This window comes from Mycobacterium sp. 2-64, from assembly GCF_035918375.1.
GTDB classification, from domain to species: Bacteria; Actinomycetota; Actinomycetes; order Mycobacteriales; family Mycobacteriaceae; genus Mycobacterium; species Mycobacterium intracellulare.
This window is the reverse complement of sequence record NZ_CP142361.1, coordinates 57,544-77,649: the sequence shown is the minus strand read 5'-3', so window position 1 is coordinate 77,649 and position 20,106 is coordinate 57,544. Positions and strand designations below refer to the sequence as shown.

Below are 20,106 nucleotides of genomic sequence, written 5' to 3'. Positions count from 1 at the left end.
GCAGCGATCGATCTAGCAAAGGTCACGACCGTTGGAGCAGTTCTTCGGGCAACTGTCCCTGCTGCATGGCTGGTTTCCGCCCGCCGTTCAGGGCCTCGCGTTGCTCGTGCTGATCGTCGCGATCCAATGGCGCGCGCGAAGTTGGCTCAAGCGAGTGCTGCCCGTGGCGCTGATCGCGGCCGTCGCGGTGACCGCGCTGTCGCGCTGGTACATCACCTCGCTCGGGGTGGCCGGGGATCCCGCGCCGACGACGCTGTGGTTGTGGATCGCGATGAGCGGCCTGGCCGCCGCGGTGTTCCTGGTGGGCTGGCGGGGCGCGCGCTGGTGGCGCCGCGGGGTGGCCGTGCTGTCGATACCGCTGTGCGTCCTGTGCGCGGGCATGGCGCTCAACGGCTGGGTGGGCTACTTCCCCACGGCGCTGGCCGCGTGGAACCAGCTGACCTCGGTGCCGTTGCCCGACCAGGTCGACCGCCTGCGCGTCACCGAGATGCAGATCGCGGGAACGAGGCCCACCAAGGGCGTCGTGGTGCCGGTCGACATCGACTCCTCGGCCTCCCATTTCGCCCACCGGCGGGAATTGGTCTATCTGCCACCGGCATGGTTCAACAGCAATCCCCCGCCCCGGCTGCCGGCCGTCATGATGATCAGCTCGGCCTTCAACACCCCGGCGGATTGGCTGGGTCCGGGCGGCGCCTTCACCGCCATCGACAACTTCGCCGCCGCGCATCACGGTTTCTCGCCGGTGCTGGTGTTCGTCGATCCGACCGGGTCGTTCGACAACGACACCGAGTGCGTCAACGGCCCCCGCGGCAACGCCGCCGACCACCTTTCCAAAGACGTCATCCCGTTCACGGTGTCGAACTTCGGCGTCAGCGCCGATCGGGCCAACTGGGGCGTCGCCGGCTGGTCGATGGGCGGTACCTGCGCCGTCGACCTGGCCGTCATGCACCCGGAGCTGTTCAGCGCGTTCGTGGACATCGCGGGCGACCGCGGTCCCAACGTCGGCTCCAAGGACCAGTCCGTCGCGCGGCTGTTCGGCGGGGATCAGGCCGCATGGGCCGCCTTCGACCCGGTCACCGTGATGACCAAGCACGGTCACTACGCCGGCCTGTCCGGATGGTTCGACGTGCCCGTCTCCTCGGGGCCCGGCAACGTCGCCGAACAGGCCAGTCCGACCCTCGTCGCGTCCAGCGATCCCGCCGCCAACCCAGAGGGCCAGGACGCCGCCGCGAGGTCGCTGTGTGCGGTCGGCACCGCGCACGGCATCGCCTGTGCGGTGGTCACCCAGGAGGGCAAGCACGACTGGCCGTTTGCCGCCCAGGCGTTTGCCACCGCCCTGCCGTGGCTGGCTTTTACGCTGGGAACTCCCGCCGCCGAACCCGTGCAATTGCCGCAACGCGGCGCCGGGGAACCGCATTGATCCTCGCTGGTCGGGTCGCCGTCAGCGGCCGCGATGTCCGCCGAGAGAATTCACAGCTGACCCTCCCGTAACGCAGCCGACTATTTGGGCCTTTGAATGGTACGGTTCGCTGCTGTGGCCTCGGTGTTTTGCGCGAACGGCGGTCCCTGCGGGGACCCGCCCGGTACGCAACGCGCCGCCATCCGTTTCCAAATGACCGGGCCGAAATCTCCTTTTCTGCGCCCATCCCTTTTGATCGACGTCGCCCCTTCGCAGCCATGAACCGCCGCCAGTTTCTTGGATCGCTCGCCGCGTCGGTGGTTGCCGGCGTCGGGACGGCGCGGCTCATCGTCGACCCGCAGCCGCGCACGTTCGCCCAGACGCCCGGCGTCGACATACCGACTTCGGGCCCGACCGCGCCGCAGGCCCTGCTGCCGCCCCCGCCGCTCAGCGCCCGCATCCCCCTGCCCGGCGGCGGCGCATTGATGAAGCTCCCGGGCGAAGGCGACCTGCTCGCGCTGACCGTCGACGACGGCGTGAACAGCGAAGTGGTGCGTGCCTACACGCAGTTTGCCAGGGACACCGGCGTGCGGCTGACGTACTTCGTGAACGGGATCTACGACTCGTGGACCGAAAACTCCGAGCTGCTCCGGCCGTTGGTCGACAGCGGGCAGATCCAACTCGGCAACCACACCTGGTCACACCCGGACCTGACCACACTGACCAAAGAGCAAGTCGCCGAACAGCTCACACGAAACGACACGTTCTTGAAGAAGACGTACGGCATCGGCGCGAAACCCTATTGGCGCCCGCCCTACGCCAAGCGCAACGCCGCCGTGGATGCCGTGGCCGCCGACCTCGGTTACAAGGTGCCCACCTTGTGGTCGGGTTCGCTGTCGGATTCGACGTTGATCACCGAGGACTACATCGTGCAGATGGCCGACCAGTACTTCACGCCGCAGGCCATCGTGATCGGGCACCTCAATCATCTGCCGGTGACGCACGTCTATCCGCAGCTCGTCGACATCATCCGCGACCGCAACCTGCGCACGGTCACGCTCAACGACGTGTTCCTCAAGACACCCTGACGGCGGCTACCGCCGGCGCCGGGTGCGGACTCGTTGGCCGACAACGTCTTCGACGTCTCGCGTGGATCCCCCGGTCGGCGCTCGCGCAGAAGCCGCGCTCCGGTGAGCCGAGCCCCTGGGCGGAAGAGGTGGCCGGAATTCCGTTAACCGCGAGATCTCTAAAAAATTAGAGATTGCTCTTCCGCTGGCGGGCGGTCCATTGTTACCGTTCCGTAATGCATCGGGCCGGGGGAGTATTCACAGTACTGCTGATAATTGCTTCGGCTCTGGTGGGCACCGGAATTGCGCGCGCCGACGGCGGGGACGAGCCGCAGTACGCGGACTTTTATGCCGCGCCGGATCCGCTGCCGCCCGGTCAACCCGGCGACCTGATCCGCACCGAACCGTCGCGACTGGTGCTGGAGCCCTCCGGCCAGCTGGGCGCGATCATGGCGTCCGGCACGCGAATCATGTACCGCAGCACCGACACCCGGGGCAACCCGATCGCGGTGACGGGCACCTATTTCGAGCCCTACAACGACTGGCCGGGCGCCGGGCCGCGCCCGTTGATCAGTTACGCGCCGGGTACCCAGGGGCAGGGCAATCAGTGTGCGCCGTCGCGAATGTTCAACCAGGGCATTCACTATTCGGGTGGCTGGGACATCATGTTCAACTACGAGGAACTGTTCGTCGCCACCATGGTCGCGCGCGGCTTCGCCATTGTGATGACCGACTACGAGGGCCTGGGCACCGCGCCGATGCACACGTATGTGGGGCGGGTGGCCGAGGGACAGGCGGTGCTCGATGCCGCCCGCGCCGCCATGCGCCTACCCGGCACGTCGCTGGATCCGCATGGGCCCGTGGCGTTTTGGGGCTATTCGCAGGGCGGCGGCGCGACCGCGTCGGCGGCCGAGCTCGCCTCGCAATACGCCCCCGACCTTCACATCGTGGGCACCTACGCCGGGGCGCCACCCGCCGACCTCAAGGAGCTGTTGCCCTACGCCGACGGCAGCGCGCTGGTCGGCGTCGTCGGGTACGCGCTCAACAGCGTCATGGCCGCCTATCCCGAGTTCGCCGACATCATTCGCTCCAAGATGACGCCGCGCGGGTTGGCGATGCTGGAATCGGTGTCACGCCAATGCGTCGGACAGACGTTGCTGGACTTCATGTTTCGTCACATACAGCCCTACTTCACCGAGGACATCAATCAGCTGGTGAACGAGGAGCCGTTCAACAGCCTGTTCGAGGCGCAACGGCTCGGCCGCTTCAAACCGAACGCGCCGGTGATGATCGACAGCAATCGCTACGACCCGCTGGTGCCGTGGACCGCGGCCAACCAGCTCGGGCGCGACTGGTGTGCCCAGGACGCCGACGTCGAATTCCGCACCAACGAAGAGCCGCCGTTCCTCAACAAGCTCGTCATCAACCACGCGCTGCCGATGCTGGTCGACGGCGAACCGGCGATGCAATGGATCGCCGCCCGCTTCAACGGCGAGCCCACCACGCCGAACTGCGGTCAGTTCTAAAGCGCGGGCTAAGTCGGCGCCGATAAACTGGGGCGCATCGCTGCACGCAGAAAGCACAACGCGCCCGAGCGGCGCCGCCAACTCGCCGACGCCGCGATCGAATTGCTGGGCAGCAACGGGGTGCACGGGGTCAGTCACCCGAAAGTCGACGACCACGCGGGCGTGCCGGCCGGCACCACATCGTTTTATTTCCGGACCCGCCGGGCGCTGGTGCACGCCATCGCCACCCGGCTGGCCGAACTCGACGTCGCCGACTTTTCGATGATGGCCGAACTGGCCGAGGATCACGCCACCCAGTTCACCGGCACCGCCGGCCTGGCCCGCATCGTCATGTACGTCAACAGCGAACCCTGGCTCACCCGCGCCAAGGCCCGCTACGAGCTGGCGCTGCTGGCCGGCCGGGACCCGGAACTGGCCGCGGCCCTTAGTGAGTCGGCGGACCGGCTCTACGCCCTGGCCCGCGACGTCGTCACCCAGTGGCACCCCGAGGGCAGCGCGCCGGATCCGGCATTGGTCGACGACCAGGCGACCGCCACCCTGGCCTTCATCAACGGGATCATGCTGACCTTCGTCGCGGGCCAGCCGGCCGTCGACGACCCCGAGCACCTCGACCGGCTCATCCAGGGCGTCATCGCCGGCGTCGCGCACGTGCGCGGTGACTGACCGCCTCGTCAGCGCGCGTCGAACATCCCGTCGATGAGCCGGTGCAGCACTTCCCGGGTCTCGTCGCGCGTGCGGTCCGGGTCATCGGCGGTGGCGATGACCATCGCGGCCTCGTCGAGCGCGCCGATGAGCACGTGCGCCAGCGGCCGCACCGGCTGCTCGGCCAACTCGCCGGCCCGGATCGCCTCGGTGAGCATCTGCTCGGTCATGCCCAGGCTGTACCGCTGTGCGACGTCGCGGAATCCCGCCCAGCCGAGCACGCTCGGCGCGTCCAGCAGGATCAGTTGCCGCACTTCGGGATCGGCGGACACCTCGAGCCAGGCGTCGACCGCGCCCCGGACCGCGGCCGTCGGCGTCGCCGCCCCCGACTCGGCGACCACCACGGCCATCCGCGCCATCACATCCTGCTCGACGACCTCGACGACCTCACGGAACAGCGCCGCCTTGTCGGCGAATTGGTGATACATCGCGCCGCGGGTGACCCCGGCGGCCGAGGCGATTTCGGGCGTTCCCACGTCGGCGTATCCCCGCAGGCCCCAGAGTTTGCGGGCAGCCGCGATCAGCGCCTCGCGGGTGGCCGCGGAGCGCTCCTCCTGGGTGCGTCTCTTGCTTTCCATACAACCTGTTGGTAACTTACGAACAGACAGCCTGTTTGTAAGTGTATCTCTGACGTAGGAGTCCTCATATGTCGACGATCGACATTAGTGCCGGAACCATCCATTACGAAGCAACCGGACCCGAGAACGGCAGGCCCGTGGTCTTCGTGCACGGTTACATGATGGGCGGCCAACTGTGGCGCCAGGTCAGCGAACGGCTGGCCGCCCGCGGATTGCGGTGCATCGCCCCGACCTGGCCGCTGGGCGCACACCCCGAGCCGCTGCGCCGCGGCGCCGATCGCACCATCACCGGCGTGGCGGCCATGGTCGCCGAGGCACTCGCCGCGCTCAACCTCGAGGACGTGGTGCTGGTCGGCAACGACACCGGCGGCGTCGTCACCCAGTTGGTCGCCGTGCACCACCGCGAGCGGCTGGGTGCGCTGGTGCTCACGAGTTGCGATGCGTTCGAACACTTTCCACCGCCGATCCTCAAACCGGTGATCCTGGCGGCCAAGTCGAAGACGACGTTCCGGGCCGTCGCCCAGGCCATGCGGGTGCCCACGGTGCGCAAGCGCGCGTTCGACGGCCTGGCGCACCGCAACATCGACGACCTCACCGAGCTCTGGGTGCGCCCGGCGCAGTCGCTGCCGGCGGTCGCCGAGGACCTGCGCCAGTTCACCCTTTCCATGCGCCCCGAGGTGACGACGACGGTGGCGGCCAGGCTGTACGACTTCGACAAGCCGACGCTCGTCGCATGGTCGGCCGACGACGTGTTCTTCGAGCAGGAGGACGGCGCCCGGCTGGCGGCGACCATCCCCAACGCCCGCCTCGAGGTGATCGCCGGGGCGCGGACGTTCTCCATGGTCGACCAGCCGGACCGCCTGGCCGATCTGCTGTCGACGGTCGCGGTGCGCGCGTAACGCGTTCTGCTTCGCGGTCGTAACGCCACGGCGGAGATCCGAGCGGGATTTCGCCATGGCGTTACGCTCGCGGGCATGGAACATGTCCTGCAAGGCCGGCGGATCCTGGTGACCGGCGCCGCCACCGGCATCGGCGCCGCCGCGGTAGGGGTCCTGATCGAGGCGGGCGCCGAGGTGGCCGCGACCTATCACCGGACGCCGCCGCCGGAAGGCCTCGCCGCCAAGTGGTTTCAGTGCGACGCGCGTGATCCCGACGGCGTCTCGGCGACGGTCACGGACGCGGCGCACCACCTGGGCGGGCTCGACGTGCTGGTGAACGCCGCGGGGCTCTGGCAGGCCGGCATCCCCGGCTATATCGGCGCCGACGACATCTCGTTCCTGTTGGACACCAACGTCAAGGCAACCATCCTCACCAACCAGGCCGCCTACGCCGTCATGAGGGACCAGGACCCCAAGGGCGGACGGATCATCAACTTCGGCTCGTCGGAAGCCGTTATGGGCAGCCCGATCTCGGCCGTCTACGCCGCGACCAAGGGCGCGGTGCAGGCGTGGACGCGGTCGGCCGCCAAGGCCTGGGCCGCCGACAACGTCACCGTCAACGCCCTGGCTCCCGCCGTGCAGACGCCGGGTGCCGACCGGCTGCGCGACTTTCTCGGCCCCGACGCCGCCGCCCTGATCGATCAGCAGATGAAGATGATGATCCCGCTGGGCGGGACGCTGGGGGACCCCACCCGCGACCTCGGGCCGATGCTGGTGTTTCTGGCCGGTTCCGGCTCGGGCTTCATCACAGGGCAACTGCTGGCGGTGGACGGCGGCCTGATGATGGTGGGTGGCTAGGCGGCACGCCGCCCGCCGCCGGCCGCTACTATAAGACGGACCGTCTCGTCTCGTAGGGTAGGCAGAGTGAGGGTGAATCGGACCGATGGCTGACGACACGATTCAAGCGCTGCTGCGCAAGCGCCTATCCGATTCATCGATCGCGGTGAAATACGGTGATGCGCAATGGAGTTGGCGTCAGTATCTGGAGGGCTCGACGGCGCGGGCCGCGGCCCTGCTGGCCGCCGCCGATCCGTCCCGGCCGGTGCACGTCGGCGCCCTGCTGGGAAACACCCCCGAGATGTTGAGCCAGATGGCGGCGGCCGGGCTTGGCGGCTACGTGCTGTGTGGCCTGAACACCACCCGCCGGGGCGAGGCGCTGGCCGCCGACGTCCGCCGCGCGGACTGCCAGTTCGTGGTGACCGACGCCGAGCACCGCCCGCTGCTGGACGGCCTGGACCTGGCGGACACGCGCGTCCTCGACACCTCGACGCCGCAGTGGGCCGAGCTCATCGACTCCGCCGGCGAGCTCACTCCGCATCGGCAGGTCACCGCGATGGACGCCTTCATGATGATCTTCACGTCGGGAACGAGCGGAAATCCCAAGGCGGTGCAGGTATCTCACTTCATGGCCACGGTCGCCGGGCTCAGCCTGGCCGAGCGATTCACCCTCACCGACCGGGACACCTGTTACGTGTCGATGCCGCTGTTTCATTCCAACGCGGTGGTCGCGGGATGGGCGCCGGCGGTGTGCTCGGGTGCCGCGATCGTGCCGGCGAAATTCTCGGCGAGCAACTTCCTCGACGACATCCGCCGCCACGGCGCCACCTACATGAACTACGTCGGCAAGCCGCTGGCCTACATCCTGGCCACCGCCGAACGCGACGACGACGCCGACAATCCGCTGCGGGTGGCGTTCGGCAACGAGGCCAACGACAAGGACATCGAGGAGTTCGCGCGCCGGTTCGGTGTGCAGGTCGAGGACGGCTTCGGGTCGACCGAGAACGCCGTCATCGTGATCCGCGAACCCGGCACGCCCAAGGGCTCCATCGGGCGGGGCGCCGACGGGGTGGCCATCTACCACAGCGATACCGTCACCGAATGCGCGGTCGCCCGGTTCGACGCCGACGGGGCACTCGTCAACGCCGACGAAGCGGTGGGCGAGCTGGTGAACACGGCCGGCTCGGGTTTCTTCACCGGCTACTACAACGATCCGGACGCCAACGCCGAGCGCATGCGCCACGGCATGTACTGGTCCGGAGACCTCGCCTACCGCGACTCCGACGGCTGGATCTACCTGGCCGGCCGCACCGCCGACTGGATGCGGGTCGACGGCGAGAACCTGGCCGCCGCGCCCATCGAGCGGATCCTGTTGCGCCACAGCGCGATCAACCGGGTCGCGGTCTACGCCGTCGCGGACGGCCATGTCGGCGATCAAGTGATGGCAGCCGTCGTGCTCAACGACGGCCACACGCTGGCGCCCGACGAATTCGAAGCGTTCCTCGACGCCCAGCCCGACCTGTCCCCCAAGGCGCGCCCACGCTACGTCCGCATCGCCGCCGACCTGCCCAGCACCGCCACCCACAAGGTGCTCAAGCGCCAGTTGATCGCCCAGGGAACCGCGATCGGGCAGGGAGAAGTGTTGTGGGAGCGCGAATCCCGCGGGACAGCCTATGCGGTCACGGGCTCCGGGGCTCCCTACGGCGGATCTGCCCCTTCGACCGTCGCACCCGTTTGACCGGATCGCGGGTGGTGCCGGCGGCGATCTCGTCGCGCAGCTGGGTGATGTTGGAGATCTCCGCGTACAGCCCGCGGATCGCGTAGTCCAAAACGGCGAAGGAGTAGCGCTGTTCGGGGTCGTCGGTGATGCCGAGCTCGCGGGAACGCTGCCGCGACCACAGCGCCTCGTCGAGGCGGGCCCGGGTCGCGTCGAGATGGCGGTCCAGGGTGTCCAGGACGTGTTCGGGGTCCTCGCCGCTGGCCAGCCAGGTTTTGAGGATGACGGGGTGTTTGATGACCACTTGGTCCTGCCCCGGGAAGTGCTGCACCCAGCGGCGCAGCGCGTCGAGCCCGGCCTCGGTGGTCTCGTACAGGGTGATGGCGCGCTTGCCGGACTGGGCGCCGGTCTCGCTGACCATTCCCCGGGCCAGCAGCCTGGTCAGTTCGCGCCGCACGTGGCTGACCGACGGGGACCAGTAGAAGTGGCCGACGGACAGTTCGGCGCGCATCTTGATCTCGCCGGCGGTGAGTTGCTCGTCGTTGGCCGCCAGCACGCCCAGGACCAGGTAGGCGGTGACCGGAAGTCCGTTGCTGGTACGGGGACTCACGAACTGTCGGTTCCTTCCGCGGTGAAGTACGGAAGCGTCACGCCGGGACCGACGTCGTGGAATCGCACCCGCACGCGCAGGCCGACCTCGATGTCCTCCGGCGGCACACCGACGACGTTGGTCAGCATCTGATAGCCCTCGTCGAGCGTGACGATCGCCGGCGCATACGGCGGTTCGAACTCGGGTGTCACCGGCCGATAAACCACCGTCCAGCTGTAGATCTCGCCGCGACCGCTGCCCTCCCGCCAGTCGACGACCTGCGAAAGGCATTGGCGGCAATGCTCGGTCGGGGGAAAGTTCGCCAGGCCACACCCCGCGCAACGCTGATAACGCAGCTGCCGCGACCGGCAGCCCTCCCAGAACGGCACGCTGACCTGGCTGCTCGCGTGCGGGACGGGGCCGGTTTGGGGTCGCAATGGATCAGAGGTCACCGTGGCTCGTCTCCCAAAATCAGTACCGTCGTGAACAACGCCCCCGCTCCCCCGTTGCTACACAACGCGATATGCGCATCGGGGACTTGAAGATCGCCGGCCTGGCCGCGCAACTGCTGAACCGCTCGGATGGCGCGCTGCATCATCTGCGGGTTGGAGCCCGCGTGGCTGAACGACATGGTCCCCCCGTCGGTGGTGATCGGATGGCTGCCGTCGATGGCGATGTGGCCATCGGCGACGAACGGCCCGCCCTCGCCGTCGCCGCAGAAGCCGAATGCCTCGAGCTGGCGGATGATTTCGAAGGAGAACGGGTCGTAGAGTTCCAGCACGTCGACGTCTTCGCGGCGCAGCCCGGCGTGGGTGAATGCGCACTCGGCCGCGCGCCGGCCCACCACACCGTTCACGTGATCGCCGCGCCGCCCGGCCAGGTCGTACGCCGGTGGGTGCTGGTAGGAGGGACCGTGAAAGTCCGCGCCGCTGCCCAGGACGTAGATGGGTTGACTCTTGACGTCGATGGCGTCGACGTTGGCCACGACGAGCGCGCACCCGCCTTCGGACGTGGTCGCGCAGTCCAGGAGATGGAACGGGTCCGCGATGGGGCGCGACGCGGTGATGTCCTCCGGCGCGAACGGGCCCCGCTGGTAGTAGACGGCTTCTGGGTTGCGCGAACCGTTGTTGCGGATGGTCGCGGCGACGAGCGAGAGTTGTTCGCGCGTGGTGCGGTAGACGTGCATGTGGCGCCGGGCGATGAGCGCGAATTCGGCGGTGGTGAACATGCCCCAGGGCGCGACGAATTCGTTTTCGGGCCGGGTCCACGGCGCGGTGGCCTCGTGGTCGCGGTATTCGCCGGCCTGCGCCGCGACCAGCACCACCACGTCGGCCATGCCGTGCTCGATCGCGGTGACCGCCTCGGTGATCATGCCGACCCCGAAGGCCAGGCCCTGCCAGGCCGGGCCGATCCGCAGGTCGTAGATCAACGAGGTCGACTGGGGGCTCGCGCTGATGCCGTCGACGTCATCGAGGGTCAGCCCGGCATCGTCGAGCGCGCCCAGGATCGCCTTGATCGCCAGGCCGCGCGACGTTTCGCCGTCCAACCGACGTCCCTGCCGGGTGTTGTGCACCCCGACAATCGCCGCGGTGCGCCTCGTCGCGCTCACCGATGTTCCATTCCCGTTACCGCCGTTCAGTTTTCGTCCGCGACGACACCCAGGTAGGTGCCCCTGACCTCGTATCGTCTCCCGTCGCGGGTGATGGTGCCGATGATGGTGCCGGGCGCGGGGCTGTGATCGGTGCCGGCCACTTCCACGACGTCGATCCGCACGTCCACCGGTCGCGCCGTCTGCGGGTCGGTGATCTCGACGACCATCGCCACCGCGTGTTCGTCCTCGTCCCACTCCACGCTGGTGATGCGGTGGCGGGCGGTCAGCTCCATCACCACGGAATCCCGGCGCACCAAGAAGCGCACCGGCGCGCACAGCTCCCCGGCGCGGGGCGGCACGCACAGGCTGACCGCCATGTCACAGGCCCGCCGGCCGGTCGCTGATGGTGCCCGAGCGCCGCAGGTCGGCCAGGTCCGCTTCGCTGTGCCCGAGAATGTCGGTGAGTACCTCTTGGGTGTGCTGCCCGTAGAGCGGTGGCACCCGCCGGATCCAGCGTCTCGGCCGGTCGAGGAACGCGAAAGGCATTCCGGTGCACAGGAAAGAACCGGCGACGGGATGGTCGACCGTCTCCCAGAAGCCGCGTGCGTGCAGGTGCGGATCGGTCAGCAGCGCCGCGGCGGGGGTGACGCGCGCGGCGGCCACGCCGGCGGCGCGCAGCGCGTCGACCGCTTCGGTCACCGAGCGCGTCGCGGCCCAGGCGCAGATCAATTTGTCGATGTCGTCGGCCCGTTCGTCCCACGCGGTGTCGTGTAGATCCGGCTGGTCGAGCAGCCCGGCCAGCGACCCCCGGGCGGCGGCGTCCAGCGCGGCGAGCGCGACCCATTCGTCGTCGCCGCGACAGCGGTACACGCCCTGGGGGGACGCGCCGGGGCCGCGGTTCCCGTTGCGCCGCAGGACGATTCCGTTGCGCGAGTACTCGACCAGCATTTCGGCGGCCACGTTGAGCGCCGCCTCGACCATGGTCGATTCGACCTGCATGCCGGCACCCTCGCGGTCGCGGATCGCCAGTGCGGCCACGGCGGCGAAGGCGGCGTGCAAGCCGGCGATCGGGTCGCACACTCCGCGCGGAATCACGGGCGGACCGTCGGCGTGGCCGGTCATCCACGCCATGCCGGTCGCCTGCTCCATCGTCTGCGCGAACCCGACGCGATCGCGCCACGGGCCATCGAGGCCGAAGGCGGGCATCCGCACCATGATGGCGTGTGGGTTGGCGGCGCGGACCGCGTCCCATTCCAGGCCGAAGTTCGCCATCACCCGGGGCGAGAAGTTCTCGATGACCAGATCGCTGGCGGCGATGAGTTCCAGCGCGACGGATCGCCCGGCATCGGTGCCCAGATCGACGCTGACCCCGCGCTTGTTGTTGTTGCTGCATAAGAAGACCGGGCCACACTCCCACCATTGATCCCAGTCGGGAGGGCGGCCCGCGGAGAACCGCATGCCGTCGGGCCGCCGGACGCCCTCGACCTTGATCACGTCGGCGCCCAGGGCGCCGAGCAGTTGCGTGGCGACCGGGCCGGCCCAGAACGCGGTGAAATCGGTGATCCGCACGTCGGACAGCGGAAGCGCGTCGGCCTCGTCGGTGCGGGGCGGTTGGGGTCGCGGCGGCCAGTGCAGCCGTGCGTTGTCGGCGCCGAGCGCCGGGGGCTGCCTGGGCGGCCTGGTCGCCATAGCCTCGCTGCGATACGGCACCCGCGGCGCCAGCACCCCGTCCCGCGATTCGACGAACACGCCGCGTTCCACGAAGTGGTCCAGTTTGGGCAGCATCTCGGGAGACGCTATGGGGGCGACCGGAATCCGGAAGGCCACGGCGACGTCGACGATCTCCTGGGTGGTGCGGCTTCTGGTCCAGGCGGTGACCATGTCCAGGAACTCGTCGCGGCGCGCGACCCGTCCGGCGAAGGACGCCAGCTCGGCGTCGCCGACGAGATCGGCGCGGTCGATCATCACCAGGAAGTCCTGGAACTGCTGCGCGGTGATGGTGCAGAAGCCGACCATGCCGTCGGCGGTGGGAACGATCGACGGCAGCTCCAAACTGCGTTCGTGTAGCAGCGAATCGGGGCCCAGCACGCTCGCCGACATCGCCGACAGGCCGCCCATGGCGATCACCATGGCCTCGTACGTCGAGACGTCGATGACCCGGCCGCGGCCGCTTCGGGCGGCGTGCCGCGCCGTGGCCGCGGCGGCCGCCGCGGCGAACGTGCCCGCCAGCCATTCCCCGAGCCGCCCGCCGGCTTGCACCGGTTCGTCGTCCGGCCAGCCCCGCCCGGCGATCGATCCGCACAGTGCCTGCAGGATGAATTCGTTGGCCGCGACCTGGTTTTCGGCGTAGGGCCCGGTGGTGCCGAACGGTGTCACGGCCACCACCACCGCCGACGCGGCGGTGTGCGCGGTGATGCCGTCGAGCGTCCATCCGTCGGTCAGGTCGGTGAGCACGAGGTCGGCGCCGGCCAGCAGCGACGCGACCTCTGCCTGGCCGCGGTTGATCACCGACTTCTTGCCCGCGGCCAGATATCCGAACAGCGCCCCCGGTGGCCCGCCCGCCGCCGACCAGGCGCGCAGCGAATCGCCCTGCGGGGATTCGATTTTCACCACCTCGGCCCCGGCGTCGGCGAACATCTTCCCGCAGTAGGACACCGCCAGTCCGTTGCACAACTCCAGCACGCGCCAACCCGCGAACGGCGCCGCACCCGCCACGTTCAGTTACCCAGGGTGGTGGCGCGTCCGGCGATGCCGGCCGCCTCGGCCGTCACGGGCGCGGCCGCTCCGGCCTGCAGGGCGAACTGTGTCATCCGGGTCCACGCGTCCCGGTCACGCTGGCTGGCTCGGCGGCCGACGTGGGTGACGACGTCGACATCGGTGGCCTGCGCGCGCAGCCGGCCGGCCCTCGCCTGTTCCTTCGGGATGTGTTGGAACGGGTCGAATGAGTACGCGGCCATGGCGTTTTCGTGGGTGATCTTGTCGATGACCCGGTCGTCGAGGTGGCCCATGGTGGCGATGATGTCCTCCGGCGCGAACGGCCAGTTGCTGTCGGAGTGCGGGAAGTCGGACTCCCAGCACAGCATGTCCTCGTTGAACCACTCCATGTTGTGGACGCCGACCTTGTCACTGATGAAGCAGGTGTAGAAATGCCGCTTGAACACATCGGTGGGACCACTGTAGCCGGGCGGGAACGTCGCCAGTGTCCACCCCGAGTGACGGTTGTACACATGCTCGGCGCGCCAGAGGAAGTACGGTATCCAGCCGACGTCGCCCTCGGTGAGCGAGAACTTCAATTGCGGGAAGTCCGCCCAGAACTCCGCCCAAATCAGTTCGGTGAAGGTGAACATGCTCATCATCGACGACGCCGTCATCTGCACGCTGGGCGGCGCGTCGGTCGACACCTGCGGGGAGCGGGAGGCGGAGCCGACGTGCGTGCACAGCACCGTCTTGTTCTCGCAGGCGGCCTCGAACAGCGGATACCAGTACTTGGTGTGAATGCTGGGCATCTGCAACGCTTCCGGATTCTCCGAGAACGTCACCGCGTGACAACCCTTGTCGGCCAGGCGTTTGACTTCCTTGGCGGCCTCGGCCACATCGAACAGCGGCAGGATGCCGCACGGGATGAACCGGCCCGGGTACGCCCCGCACCATTCGTCGACGTGCCAGTCGTTGTAGGCCTTGATCATCACCAGGTTGACCTCGCGGTCGGGGCCCTGGTTGAGGACCTGGCCGGAGAATCCGGTGAAGTTCGGAAAGTTCAACCCCGCCAGCTGCCCGCCGGCGTTCATGTCGCGGACCCGCTCATCGACGTTGAAGCAGCCCGGCCGCATCTCGTCGTAGCGCGCGGCGTCGATGTTGTACATCTCGCGGGGCTTGCCGGCCACGGCGTTCAGGCCCATGTTTCGGCCGCGCACCTCGCCGTAGTACCACTGCTGGACGCCGTCGGGTTCGAGGACCACCCGCGGGGCGCGGTCCTTGTACTTGGCGGGAACGTGGGCGTCGAACATGTCGGCCGGCTCGGCGATGTGATCATCCACGCTGATCAGGATCAGATCGTCCTTGTTCATGCCGCGCTCCTCGGTCAATTTATAGTGACTAGTAGATAATGGCGCCGATCACAGTGTCAACGACGCGCGGTGCGTTGGACACAGCGCGCCCCTCTCGCGTCTTCCGCTGCATCGCAACGAGACAAGGCGCTGCCGGGCTTCGCGTCCTGTTCCCGGCGGCTCGGGCACGACGTTCCCGGCGCATGTGGACTAATAGTCCACGTGATGCGGCTCCACCACACGACATCCTGCGGTGCCGGTGGGTCTCGCATGCCACCATGGGGCATGACCGGGCCCGGAAGGTGACGGAAGTTGAGCAGCAATAAGGCGGCGCGTCCGACCACCGCGGACGTGGCCCGGTTGGCCAGCGTGTCAACCGCCACGGTCAGCTACGTGCTGAACAACGCGCAGGGCCGGCGGATCTCCCCCGAAACCCGCGACGCCGTCTACCGCGCCGCCAAACTCCTCGGTTATCGGCCCAACCTCGCCGCCCGCAACCTCGCGCGCGGCAAAAGCGGTGTGGTGCTCTACGTGGTGCCGCACGTGGCCGTGGGCGAGATGCCGATGCAGGCGGGCAGCCGCATGACCACGGCGCTGGCCCGCCAGGGTCTGCTTCAGGTCCAGGTTTTCGAGACCGACGACGATCATCATGTCGTCGATGCGATCGAGAACCTGGACCCGGTCGCGATCACCAGCCTGTTCCCGCTGAGCGCGGCCGCCCGCGAGGCGGTGGCCAAGGCCGGCATCCCGCACATCGAGATCGGGACACTGCCCGCACTCAACAACCCGCATCTTTCGGTCGGCGAGATGCGAGTCGAGCACCTCGTCGAGCGCGGCCATCGGCGAATCGCCTTCGCGTACACCGGGGTTGACCGCTGGAGGCCGCTGGGCGACTACTGGTTCGAAGGCGTGTCGCGGGCCGCGCAGGCGCGCGACCTGCCACCCGTGCGAGTCGACCAGGTCACCCTGGACAACGCCGCCGACGTGGTCACCGGATGGGTGGGCGACGGGGTCACCGCCGTCTGCGCCCAAAGCGACGAGATCGCCTGCCTCGTCCTCTACGGCATCCATCGGGCGCGGCTGCGCTGTCCGAGCGACCTCGCGGTGATGGGTGTCGACGCGAGTCCCATGGGCATGGTCAGCACCCCACCGCTGACCACCGTTCAGTTCGACCCCTGCGCGGTCGCCGACGCCGCCCTCGCCGCCGTCTTCGAGCGGCTGGGGCAACCCGCCCCGCCCTCCCCCGAGCTGACGGACATCGCCCACCTGGTGGTGCGGGCGTCGACGTGAGCGTCAGTCGGCTGGCTCGTAACGCAGGAGCGTGACGTCGTGTTCCGGGTAGTCGCAGAACACCGGCTTCACCCGCATCCCCACCCGCAGGCGGGCCGGGTCGACATTGACCATTTCGGTGGAAAACCTTGGGCCCTCGTCCCATTCGACGATGGCGAGTAGCTGGGGCACGGCATCGGCGAAGTGCGGGCTGACCGGCCGGTGGGCCACGGTGTAGGAGTACAGCGTGCCCATCCCGGAGATCTCGCGCCATTCCAGGTCGTCGGCCAGGGTGCGCGGCGCGCGCACCCGCGGATAGAACACATACGTCTGCAGTGACGGCGAATACTGGATGACGATGCGGTGCTGCGCGAGCGCGTCCCAAAACGGCGCGCTGGTAGGGGTTTTGACGGGCATCGGCCGCTCGAAGGTGGTCATCGGTGATCAGTCTCCCTCGAGGATGAGCGTGGTCTGCTCGGACAGGATCCCGCCGTTGCCGGACACGAAGGCGCGGTGGCAGTCGGCGACCTGCGCCGCCCCGGCGCGGCCCATGATCTGGCGGGTGGCGTCGCAGACGTGGTGCATGCCGCCGGCCAGACCCGCCTGGCCGAAGCCTAATTGGCCGCCGGCGGTGTTGAGCGGGAAGTCGCCGCGGAACGTGAGGTCGTGGCCGGCGACGAACTCCATCCCCTTGCCCTTCTCGCAGAATCCGGCGTCTTCGAGGGAGAGCAGCACGGTGATGGTGTAGCAGTCGTAGATCGAAACCATGTCCATCTCCTCCCGGGTCAGGTCCGTCATGGCGAAGGCCGTGTCGGCGGCGGCGGCGATCGGGGTCTGCAGCAGGTCCTGGGCGTAGGTCGGCGTCTTGAACGGCACGTGCTCGCCAAATCCCTTGACCCACACCGGCCGATTGCGGGAGCGCCTGGCGACGTCGGCGTTCGCGACCACGACGGCGGCGCCCCCCACACACGGCATCACGATCTCCAGCATGTGCAGCGGGTCGGCGATGACCGGGCTGGCCAGGACGTCATCGACGGTCAGTGGCTTGTCCTTCCAGATCGCGCCCTCGGTGTGGTTGGCGTTGGTGCGCTGGTCGACGACGATCTTGGCCATCGCCCGCTCGTCGTAGCCGTAGATCGCCGCGTAGCGTTGGGCGACCTGGCCATACGGTCCGTTCTGGCCGAGATTTCCGTAGGGGATCTCGAATTCGGCCTGGGGAGAGCCGTATTGGTTGCTCGACGACCCGAAATACAATGCGTCGCCGAGCGATCTGGGTTTCTTCGGCGACATCGGGGTGATGTACCGGGCGGGCAGCGCGCACAAGACGGCGTCGCAGATGCCGAGTTCGACGGCTGCGGCGGCCCGCCACACCATGGCCGCGGCGCTGGCGCCACCCAGGTCCACGTGTTCGGCGAACCTCGCCCCCACTCCGAGGTATTCGGCGATGGTGGAGGGGACGAAGATCTCCGACTCGGCCAGGTGTGACGCCACGATGCCGTCGACAACCTCGAAGGGCAATCCCGCATCGGCGAGCGCGGCGGCGCCGAGTTCGGCCCATTGCTCGATGACGAAGGGGGCGGGCGACGCCTTGGTCATTCGTTCGGGTGGCAGTTCGACGTACCCGACGATCGCGGCCTCGCCACGTAAACCCATGAGCTGTCCTACTTTCGGGGTAGTCCGAGGATCATCTGCGCGATGATGTTGAGCTGGATCTCCCTGGTTCCCCCGCCGATCAGCTCGGCCGGCAGATGCAGATAGGGCTCCACGACCGCGGTGTCGGGGTCGTCGACCATCGCGACCTGCCCGGTGAGCTGCAGCGTGGCCTGGAAGGTGCGCCGCAGCAGCACATTCATCGCGACCTTGGCGATGCTGGACGCCGGGCCGGACGCCTGACCGTCGAGCAGCCGAATGGTTTCGCGCACCCCGAGTGCCCTGATCGCGTTGGTGTAGGCGTCGAGCTCGCCGAGCTCACGCAACGCGTCGTCACGGTCCCGTCCGGGTTGAGCGGCGAGCCGGCGCAGCGCGACGGCCCGGTCGAACTTGACGTATCCGCTGATGGCCGAACGCTCTTCGGCCATCGTCGCGATCGCCAGGCTCCAACCATCGGTGGGGCCACCCAGCAGCATCTCGTCGGGAATGAACACGTCGTTGAGGAACACCTCGTTGAAATGCGCCTGCCCGGTCGCCGTCTTTATCGGCTGGATCTCCACCCCGGGGGAACGCATATCGAGGATGAAATAGCCGATGCCGCGGTGCTTACTGGCTTCGGGGTCGGTGCGCGCAAGGAGCGCACCCAGGTCGGCGTATTGGGCCAACGACGTCCAGATCTTGTGGCCGTTGATCCGCCAGCCGCCATCGACCTTGGTCGCGCGGGTGGTCAGCGACGCGAGGTCGGAGCCGGCTCCCGGTTCGCTGAACAGCTGACACCACAGGATGTCGCCGCGTTGGGTCGCCGGGATCAGCCGCTCCTGCAAGTCTTTTGGCGCGGCGGCCAACACCGAGGGCAGGATCCATTCGGCGATGTTCAGCGAGGGCCGAACCAGGCCGGGTCGCTTGGCGAACTCCTCGTCGATGATGAGCTGTTTCAACGGATCCGCATCGACGCCCCACGGCGCCGGCCAGTGCGGCGCCATGAGGCCGGCGTCGGCGATCAGCGTGCGTTGCGGCCCGGTGGCGAGGTGCTCATAGTCGCCGTGCGGCGCGGGTTTGTCGTTGCGCAACTGCAGGGCCGCATCGAGCGTCTCGGCCACCCAGGAACGGAATTCGGGCTCGGCGTCGCCGAGGTTCACCGACATGTCGCGCGTCTGGGTGCAGGTGAGCTCCCCCAGCCGCCGCGCCCAGCGGTTCGCCGGGCCGATGGATCCCGCCAGGCTGATGGCCCGCCGCCAGTACAGGTGCACGTCGTGCTCCCAGGTGAAACCGATGGCGCCGAGCATCGTCAACGCGTCGAGCACCAGGTCCGGGGCGGGCGAGATCGCGATCACGGCCGCCCCGGCGGCGGCCATCCTGTGCTGATCGAGTGATTCGTCGACGGCGCGCACCGCGTCCCAGGCCGCCGCGGTGGCCAATTCGCTGTTGACCAACAGCATTGCCGCGCTGTGTTGCAACGCCTGGAACGTGCCGATCACCTTGCCGAATTGTTCGCGGCTGCGCAGGTGGGCGGTAACGGCCTGCAGGCACCACTGGACGATGCCGGCCGTCGTAGCGGCGACGAGACCCAACAGCACACAGCGCGCGCGTGCCGCGTCGATCCCGGTGAGTGCCTCGTCGTCCGTCGCCGTGTAGTCGTCCAGACGCATGATCCCGGCATCGGCGACGAGGTCGGTGCCGCGGACGGGTTCGACTGTCACCGCGCGCTTTTGGGTGTCGACCGGCACCCAGACGACGTCGCCTTCCCGGGTCGGCGCGCCGACCAGGATGATCCGCGCCGCGCACACGCCCGGTGTTATCTCCGACGCCCCGTTGAGAGACCACCGCCCGTCCACGGCCCAGGCGTGCAGATCCCCGTCGCCCGGAAGCACGACGGCAGCGGTGACGCCGGCCGCGAGGTCACGCACCAGTGATTGCGCGCTCGGTGTCGGATCGGCCAGCAAGGCGACCGCACCCGCGGCCACCGTCGGCAGCAGCGGGCCGGGCAACAGCGACTTGCCCGCCGCCTCCAGCACGCACGCGGCGTCGATCAGCCGTCCGCCCTGGCCGCCGAGGTCCTCCGGCAGGTGCACGGCATGAAACCCGTTGCCGACCAGCGCATCCCACCATCCGGGTGGGCGGCCTGCCGAGAGCTCGTCGAAGCTGCCGCGTGTCGTGGCGATGGGGGCATTGCGGGCAGCGAACTGCCCGACGGCGTCGCAGAGCTCCTGTTGTTCCGGGCTCAGCCCCAGGGTCATGCGGGCGGCCGCATAGTGAC

The 20,106-nt window shown here is 68.6% G+C and carries 18 protein-coding genes; 8 read left to right on the top strand and 10 right to left on the bottom strand.

The features are described 5' to 3' along the window. The first annotated feature begins 31 nt into the window (after positions 1-31). The 4 genes from QGN31_RS00330 to QGN31_RS00315 all read left to right on the top strand — a co-directional run bounded on the left by QGN31_RS00330 (position 32) and on the right by QGN31_RS00315 (position 4,655). Positions 32-1,420, top strand: a complete 1,389-nt coding sequence (locus QGN31_RS00330) for an alpha/beta hydrolase (RefSeq protein ID WP_009953167.1) — start codon at positions 32-34, stop codon at positions 1,418-1,420. Positions 1,421-1,677: 257 nt separating this feature from the next. Next, on the top strand, positions 1,678-2,487 hold the full coding sequence (locus QGN31_RS00325) for a polysaccharide deacetylase family protein (RefSeq protein WP_008262367.1): 810 nt from the start codon (positions 1,678-1,680) through the stop codon (positions 2,485-2,487). Between the two features lie 215 nt (positions 2,488-2,702). Next, entirely contained in the window at positions 2,703-3,992 is a 1,290-nt protein-coding gene (locus QGN31_RS00320; protein WP_026071104.1) for a lipase family protein, read from the top strand. A gap of 102 nt (positions 3,993-4,094) precedes the next feature. Beyond that, positions 4,095-4,655, top strand: coding sequence for a TetR/AcrR family transcriptional regulator (locus tag QGN31_RS00315; RefSeq protein ID WP_009953164.1), 561 nt, complete (start codon positions 4,095-4,097; stop codon positions 4,653-4,655). A gap of 8 nt (positions 4,656-4,663) precedes the next feature. Here the strand turns inward: QGN31_RS00315 and QGN31_RS00310 are convergent, their stop codons facing one another. After that, a complete protein-coding gene (locus tag QGN31_RS00310; RefSeq protein WP_014383532.1) occupies positions 4,664-5,272 on the bottom strand; it encodes a TetR/AcrR family transcriptional regulator in 609 nt (202 codons plus the stop codon). Positions 5,273-5,340: 68 nt separating this feature from the next. Between QGN31_RS00310 and QGN31_RS00305 the strand changes: the two genes are divergently transcribed. The 3 genes from QGN31_RS00305 to fadD1 all read left to right on the top strand — a co-directional run bounded on the left by QGN31_RS00305 (position 5,341) and on the right by fadD1 (position 8,725). After that, complete coding sequence (locus QGN31_RS00305) at positions 5,341-6,171, top strand: alpha/beta fold hydrolase (protein ID WP_014386112.1); 831 nt, start codon at positions 5,341-5,343, stop codon at positions 6,169-6,171. Between the two features lie 75 nt (positions 6,172-6,246). Beyond that, entirely contained in the window at positions 6,247-7,008 is a 762-nt protein-coding gene (locus tag QGN31_RS00300; RefSeq protein WP_014386113.1) for an SDR family NAD(P)-dependent oxidoreductase, read from the top strand. 85 nt (positions 7,009-7,093) lie between these two features. After that, positions 7,094-8,725: a fatty-acid--CoA ligase FadD1 gene (gene fadD1, locus QGN31_RS00295; RefSeq protein WP_014943177.1), complete on the top strand. Its 1,632-nt coding sequence runs from the start codon at positions 7,094-7,096 to the stop codon at positions 8,723-8,725. Here the strand turns inward: fadD1 and QGN31_RS00290 are convergent. From QGN31_RS00290 to QGN31_RS00265, 6 genes are read right to left on the bottom strand one after another with little or no spacing between them, the layout of a single operon-like run. Continuing rightward, positions 8,667-9,314 carry a MarR family transcriptional regulator gene (locus QGN31_RS00290; RefSeq protein WP_043955518.1) on the bottom strand — a complete coding sequence of 216 codons (648 nt, stop codon included), beginning with the start codon at positions 9,312-9,314 and terminating at the stop codon, positions 8,667-8,669. The two genes, fadD1 and QGN31_RS00290, sit on opposite strands and share 59 nt — an antisense overlap. After that, positions 9,311-9,745, bottom strand: a complete 435-nt coding sequence (locus tag QGN31_RS00285) for a Zn-ribbon domain-containing OB-fold protein (RefSeq protein WP_014712579.1) — start codon at positions 9,743-9,745, stop codon at positions 9,311-9,313. Before QGN31_RS00285 ends, QGN31_RS00290 begins: the two co-directional genes overlap by 4 nt. After that, complete coding sequence (locus QGN31_RS00280) at positions 9,742-10,902, bottom strand: thiolase family protein (protein WP_014943178.1); 1,161 nt, start codon at positions 10,900-10,902, stop codon at positions 9,742-9,744. The genes QGN31_RS00285 and QGN31_RS00280 overlap by 4 nt, the downstream gene beginning before the upstream one ends. Positions 10,903-10,928: 26 nt before the next feature. Then, on the bottom strand, positions 10,929-11,261 hold the full coding sequence (locus QGN31_RS00275) for a hypothetical protein (RefSeq protein WP_009953154.1): 333 nt from the start codon (positions 11,259-11,261) through the stop codon (positions 10,929-10,931). Position 11,262: 1 nt separating this feature from the next. Further along, positions 11,263-13,599, bottom strand: a complete 2,337-nt coding sequence (locus tag QGN31_RS00270) for a CaiB/BaiF CoA-transferase family protein (protein ID WP_014943179.1) — start codon at positions 13,597-13,599, stop codon at positions 11,263-11,265. Positions 13,600-13,601: 2 nt separating this feature from the next. Further along, entirely contained in the window at positions 13,602-14,951 is a 1,350-nt protein-coding gene (locus QGN31_RS00265; RefSeq protein ID WP_041785330.1) for an amidohydrolase family protein, read from the bottom strand. Between the two features lie 291 nt (positions 14,952-15,242). Here QGN31_RS00265 and QGN31_RS00260 point away from each other — a divergent pair, with 291 nt between their 5' ends. Next, positions 15,243-16,220, top strand: coding sequence for a LacI family DNA-binding transcriptional regulator (locus QGN31_RS00260; protein WP_038538275.1), 978 nt, complete (start codon positions 15,243-15,245; stop codon positions 16,218-16,220). Between the two features lie 3 nt (positions 16,221-16,223). Here QGN31_RS00260 and QGN31_RS00255 read toward each other — a convergent pair whose 3' ends face one another. The 3 genes from QGN31_RS00255 to QGN31_RS00245 are packed head-to-tail and all read right to left on the bottom strand — an operon-like array spanning position 16,224 to position 20,086. Then, complete coding sequence (locus QGN31_RS00255; protein ID WP_014943180.1) at positions 16,224-16,637, bottom strand: Zn-ribbon domain-containing OB-fold protein; 414 nt, start codon at positions 16,635-16,637, stop codon at positions 16,224-16,226. 6 nt (positions 16,638-16,643) lie between these two features. Continuing rightward, entirely contained in the window at positions 16,644-17,852 is a 1,209-nt protein-coding gene (locus QGN31_RS00250) for a thiolase family protein (protein WP_014943181.1), read from the bottom strand. A gap of 8 nt (positions 17,853-17,860) precedes the next feature. Further along, positions 17,861-20,086, bottom strand: a complete 2,226-nt coding sequence (locus QGN31_RS00245) for an acyl-CoA dehydrogenase (RefSeq protein ID WP_014943182.1) — start codon at positions 20,084-20,086, stop codon at positions 17,861-17,863. Positions 20,087-20,106: the final 20 nt, after the last annotated feature.